Source organism: Acetobacter conturbans (assembly GCF_011516755.1).
Taxonomy (GTDB): domain Bacteria; phylum Pseudomonadota; class Alphaproteobacteria; order Acetobacterales; family Acetobacteraceae; genus Acetobacter; species Acetobacter conturbans.
Map to the genome: position 1 here is coordinate 1 of NZ_WOSY01000048.1, position 5,799 is coordinate 5,799.

The 5,799-nt window shown below is 63.0% G+C and carries 3 protein-coding genes and 1 pseudogene; 2 read left to right on the forward strand and 2 right to left on the reverse strand.

Annotation, left to right across the window (positions count from 1 at the left end; genetic code table 11):
- Window positions 1–101 precede the first annotated feature (101 nt).
- Both GOB81_RS17040 and GOB81_RS17045 read right to left on the reverse strand, forming a co-directional pair.
- Window positions 102–2,774: pseudogene (locus tag GOB81_RS17040) on the reverse strand (Tn3 family transposase); the annotation flags it as partial.
- 3 nt (window positions 2,775–2,777) lie between these two features.
- A complete protein-coding gene (locus tag GOB81_RS17045) occupies window positions 2,778–3,113 on the reverse strand; it encodes a recombinase family protein (protein ID WP_456304170.1) in 336 nt (111 codons plus the stop codon).
- Between the two features lie 100 nt (window positions 3,114–3,213).
- Between GOB81_RS17045 and istA the strand changes: the two genes are divergently transcribed.
- Window positions 3,214–4,737, forward strand: a complete 1,524-nt coding sequence (istA, locus tag GOB81_RS17050) for an IS21 family transposase (protein ID WP_035366403.1) — start codon at window positions 3,214–3,216, stop codon at window positions 4,735–4,737.
- The gene (gene istB, locus GOB81_RS17055) at window positions 4,727–5,506 is read left to right on the forward strand and encodes an IS21-like element helper ATPase IstB (RefSeq protein ID WP_173571429.1); all 780 of its coding nucleotides are present in this window, start codon (window positions 4,727–4,729) and stop codon (window positions 5,504–5,506) included. Before istA ends, istB begins: the two co-directional genes overlap by 11 nt.
- Window positions 5,507–5,799: the final 293 nt, after the last annotated feature.

Here is a 5,799-nt window from a genome sequence, read left to right on the forward strand (position 1 = left end):
GTGGCTTCTGAAAGGCCACATCAACAGGCCTTACAGAAGACCGCACACGATCACACGTCAATATGGGTCAGAAAACTCTTGCATAACGGACGGCAACCACAGAAGAAATCCGCGTTGAGGGCGTTCTGGGCCTCTCCCTTGTTCAACTCGCGGGTGGCGCGGCGGCGTTCTTCGGGGAGCTCGATCCAGTCGAGCGTGAACAGCGTACGCTCAACGCGGCCCATCTCTCGCAGGGCAAGGGCGAGACCGTTCGCGCGAGGATAAGAACCGAGCCGTTCCAGCATCAGCGACGCGCTGGTGACGCCGGTACGGATTGAGGTGGCGAGCCGGATCACGTCGTCCCAGTGCTCGGAGATCAGGCGTTCGTCGATCGGCTGGGCCATCAATGGGGCGACAGTCGACCCAGGCTTCATGTCGCCGAACAGATGCAGGCGTCTGTTACCGATGTTGGGGATGCGCGGGGCGAAACGGAAACCGAGGAGATGGCATAGGGCGAACACATGATCCGAAACGCCCCCGCCATCGGTATGGTGACGCTCGATCGCAAGGTCGGCGCCATGATGGAGCAGGCCGTCGAGTACATGCGCGGCCTCGCTGGCACCGGCGGAGATGACTGTGGAATGGAACGGCGCGTAGCGATCGGAGACATGGGTGTAGAAGGAGATGGCGGGTTCGCTGCCCTTGTGCGGATTGACGGCGCCGGTTGCCTGTGCACGCCGATCGAGCGGGAAGTGCTGCCCGTCCGAGCTGGACGCGGTGCCGTCGCCGAACAACGCGGCAAGGGGCAGCCGATGCTGCGCCTCGATCAGCCTCGCCAGCGCCGCTCCGTAGCTATCCTCGCGCAGGTGCCAGGCCGAGAGCCAGCCGAGCTGACGCCGAGTTACCAACCCACAGGCCTCGGCCATGCGGGCGTGGCCGAGATTGGTCGCATCGGCAAGAACGGCGGTAAGGATCGCGCGGGGATCGTCGTGTGCCCGGCCGGTAGTCAAATGCGTGAAGCAGCCGGCAAGTCCCGTCCAGCGATCCACGTCGGCCAGCAGATCGGTGATCCGGATGGCCGGCAGGCGTGCGTAGAGGGGCGCCAGGGCGTCCTCTGCCTCGTCTGGAGTGATCGCGCGCAAAGGCGAGATGCGCAGCCGCCCCTCGGCGATCCGCACGTCTTCGAGCGTATCGGTGGACGCTTTCGCCTCTATCTCGGCGATCCGACGCGTGAGCAGCGCCTTGCGTTCCGCCAGCCAGGCCGCTGCGGTATCAGCGACGGCGATTGGCAGGGGGCCGGCCTCGCGCATCGCGGAAAAAATCGGCTTTGGAATAAGCTGGTGCTCGACGGCGCGATAGCGTCGGCTTCCCTCGACCCACATATCCCCCGCGCGCAGCCGGTCGCGCAGTTCCGCCAGGACACAGAACGCGAAGATGCGGCGGTCGAGATCAGCACGGTCGATCCGCTTCCGCCAGCTCGTCCGGACAAAGCCGAGCGGCACGTCGGCCGGAAGCCTGTGCCGGCCGTCGGCGAGTCCGCGCAGGGTCTCGACAGCTTGGGCAAGAGGTGCGCAGGCGGGAACAGCCCCGAAAGTGAAGGCAGCGACGAACGCAGGACCGATCTGGCGCAGGATCGGTGCGTTCTCTCGGGAGAGCGCCACGGGATCGAGCGGATCAGGACGAACGAGACGACGGGCTTCCGCGACTTCCCGTGTCAGCACGTCCCAGCCGATGACGCCCTCGATCGCCGCGTATGGATCGGCGTCGTCAGCGCGGGCGCTCAACACCGCATCGCCGATCTCGGCCAGAAGGCGGATTTTGGCGTTGATGGTCCGACGGTCGCGTTTCAATGCGGCTTCCTCGCGCCGTTCCGCCCGGCGGAACAACTGACCGAACAGACGCTCGAACATGAGCACCGCGTCGTCTGTCAGCGTCATCTGCGTCTCGATGACTGTGGCGACCAGCACCGCGCGCCGCCGTGCCGGGTTCAACGAGGTAAGATGTTGCGCCGTGAGGCGCGCGCCTTCTTGGCACAATCGGCGAAGCCGCTCCGGGTGAATGGTGTCCACGAGGCCGGAATCCAGGTCGATCGCACGCAGGAGCGACAACCGGTCGAGGATCGCGGCGAAGGCACGCCTCCCGGGCTGGCCAGGAGGCTGACGCACCCAGGTGAGGCTGCTGATATGGCTGCCGCTATGCGGCTGGAGGAGGGCGTCGAGCCGATCGCGCTGGTCGGCGGTGAGATGCCGCGTCAGCAGCTCGCAGACATACCGCTCGGCATCGAGCAGCGCCTTGCCCACCATGCGTTCGATCTGGGTGATACCAGGCACGACGATGCATCGCCGGCGAAATTCGCCCAGCAGCATCCGTGCGAGAACGATTCCGCTGCTGGACGTCAGGGCCGCAGGCAGAAGCCAGGCCTGAAGCTCGATCTGGAGCGGCCGACAGAACTGCTGGAATCCGAATGTTCCACGCAGCGTATCGAGCTGTTCGTAGCGGGTCGGCCCACGCACGGCATAGTCGGCGAGCGTGTCCGGCTCGATCCCGAGTTGATCCCCTATGAAGGCGAGCGGGATCTGAGGGATCAGCTCCCCCGGCCGGAGCAGCCGCCCCGGGTAGCGCAGCGCGCAAAGCTGGATAGCAAAGCCCAACCGATTGTGCGCCCTTCTCCGACTGACAATGACACGCAGGTCATCGGGAGTGAGCGTCCAGTAGCGCACCAGGTCGGCCTCGTTTTCGGGCAGGGCAAGCAGCAACAGGCGCTGCGCCTCGGTCAGAACGGAACGGCGCGGCATCTGTCAGGTTCTGCCGGGAGGCGTCCAGCCAATCCGCGCCAGCGTGTCGATCAGCGTCGAGCGCGGTACACCGAAGTTGCGGCATATAGCCGCTTTGCTGGCGCCGCCTTCGAGGGCGACGGTAATCGCCGCGATCTTCTCCGCGTCGATCGCGGGCGGCCTACCGCCGCGCCGACCCCGGCGCCTGGCGGCTGTCAGCCCCGCCATGACCCGTTCGCGCGTCAAGGCGCGTTCGTATTGGGCGAGTGCGCCGAACATCGAGAACAGCAACTCGCCTTGCGCGGTTGCCGTATCCATATGTTCGGTCAAGGATCGGAAAGCGATGCTGTTGATTTTCACTGAGAACTGACCCGGATAGGGCGGAAATTTTCATCGAGATTTGACCCATGCCTTCACACTCCCCGGCATCATTTGCTGGGGGGTTTTTGGAGTGATTGACATGGAGCTTCTGAGTGTGATCCGCCGGTGGCATCGCCGGGATCATCTTCCGATCCGCGAGATCGAACGCCGGACGGGACTGTCACGCAATACGATCCGGAAATATCTCCGGGCAGAGAGCATTGAACCGCGGTTCCAGGTTCCCGAACGTCCCAGCCGACTGGACCCGTTTGCTGACAAATTGAGGGGATGGCTGGTTCTGGAAGCCGCCCGATCCCGCAAGAACCGGCGCACGGCGCGACGGTTGTATGAAGACCTTGTGGCACTGGGTTATGATGGATCCTACGGACGGGTGGCTGCTTTCATCCGGCAGTGGAAACACGAACAGCACCAGGCACGCCAGACAACGGGCCGGGGTGTTTTCGTGCCCCTGTGCTTCCAGCCCGGGGAAGCCTTCCAGTTTGACTGGGGCGAGGACTGGGCGGTGATTGCCGACCGTCGCGTCAAGCTGCAGGTTGCCCACACCAAACTGTCCTTCAGCCGGGCCTTCATACTCAGGGCCTATCCCCTACAGACCCACGAGATGCTTTTTGATGCGCTTACCGAGGCCTTCCGCGTGCTCGGTGGCGTGCCACGGCGGGGTATTTTTGATAACATGAAGACGGCCGTGGACCGGATTGGGTCGGGCAAGGCGCGTCAGGTCAACCTGCGCTTCATGGCCCTGGCCAGCCATTACCTGTTCGAGCCGACCTTCTGCAATCCGGCAGCCGGATGGGAGAAAGGGCAGATCGAGAAGACCGTGCAGGATGCCCGGCGCCAGATCTGGCAGGATTTGCCCGCCTTTCCCGATCTGGGGGCGCTGAATGCCTGGCTGGAAGCCCGCTGCCTGGACCGTTGGGAACGGCTGCGGCATGCTGGATTGCCGTGTAGCGTCTCCGAGGTCCATGCAAGCGAACGTCCCCACCTCATGGTGCCGGGGCGTCCCTTTGACGGGTTTGTCGAACAGACCAAGCGCGTCTCACCAACCTGCCTGATCCAGTTCGAAGGCAACCGCTACAGCGTGCCGGCCTCCTTTGCCAATCGTCCGGTCAGCCTGCGGGTTTATCCTGACAAGCTGCGCATTATCGCCGAAGGGCAGGTTCTGTGCGTGCATGACCGGATCATCACGCGTTCGCATGGTGTGCCAGGCCGCACGGTTTATGACTGGCGGCATTATCTGGCGGTCATCCAGCGCAAACCGGGCGCCCTGCGCAATGGCGCACCGTTTACCGAATTGCCAGCCGCCTTCCGGACCCTGCAGGATCAACTGCTCAGGCGGCCTGGAGGCGACCGGGAAATGGCTGAAATCCTGGCCCTGGTGCTGCAGCATGATGAGCAGGCCGTCCTCTGCGCGGTTGAACTGGCTCTTGAAGATGGCGTGGCGACCAAGACCCATGTTCTCAATACGCTGCATCGCCTGATTGATGCCAAAAGAACCGTGGTTCTCCGGCTTGATGCTCCACAGGCCCTGGTGCTCGAACACGAACCGTGCGCCGATACAGGGCGCTATGACATCCTGCGTGGGGACAGTCGCCATGCGTCATGATCCTGCCGCCGCCTCACTTGTCGTCATGCTCCGTGGACTGCGGATGTATGGCATGGCCCAGGCCACGGCTGACCTCATTGAGCAGGGCGCGCCCGCCTTCGGGGCGGCCATCCCCATTCTCTCGCAGCTTCTGAAGGCGGAACTGGCCGAACGCGAAGTGCGCTCCATCGCCTACCAGACAAAGACAGCCCGGTTCCCCGCCTACAAGGACCTGTCTGGGTTCTCCTTTGCCGACACCCAGGTCAACGAGCCCATGGTCCGCCAGCTTCATGGCGGGGACTTCATCGAGCGTGCCGAAAATGTCGTGCTGATCGGCGGCCCGGGAACCGGGAAAACCCACCTGGCGACCGCCCTGGCCATCCAGGCGATTACCCATCACCGCAAGAAGGCGCGCTTCTGGTCAACGGTCGACCTGGTCAATGCTCTTGAACAGGAGAAGACTGCCAATCGGGCCGGGCAGATTGCCGACAGGCTGCTCTGCCTGGATCTCGTGATCCTTGATGAACTCGGTTATCTCCCCTTCAGCGCGTCTGGGGGCGCCCTGCTGTTCCATCTGCTCAGCCGCCTCTATGAGCGCACCAGTGTCATCATCACAACCAATCTGAGCTTCAGTGAATGGGGAGACGTCTTTGGTGACCCGAAGATGACGACGGCGCTCCTCGATCGGCTGACCCATCACTGTCATATCCTCGAGACAGGAAATGACAGCTACAGGTTCCGCGCCAGCACCGCCGCGTCAAAAAACAGGAAGGATAAATCCTCTTCTTGACCGCCCGCCCGACTATGCCTGAAATAGCATCTGGCTGGGTCAATTCCTGATGAAAAACCCGGGTCAGTTCTCGGTTCTTCCGCACTTTTCGTGATGGGTATCTTGTACTGTGGTTCTGGAACTGGAAAATCCTGAAAGTCGCCCACTTTCATGGATATTCCCCAGTGTCACGCCTTCGGATCCTTGATCTTCCCCGTTCCCTCGTCGTTCGTCGTGTTGTTGCACTGGACAACAGAGTGGAGATCGAAGTCGGTCTGCGCAAGCGGAGTGTACTGTGTCCGGACTGTCAGTGC

Bases quoted from the DNA above. Each gene is read 5' to 3' on its own strand.
- istA (WP_035366403.1), top strand. From the start codon at position 3,214: ATGGAGCTTCTGAGTGTGATCCGCCGGTGGCATCGCCGGGATCATCTT.
- istB (WP_173571429.1), top strand. From the start codon at position 4,727: ATGCGTCATGATCCTGCCGCCGCCTCACTTGTCGTCATGCTCCGTGGA.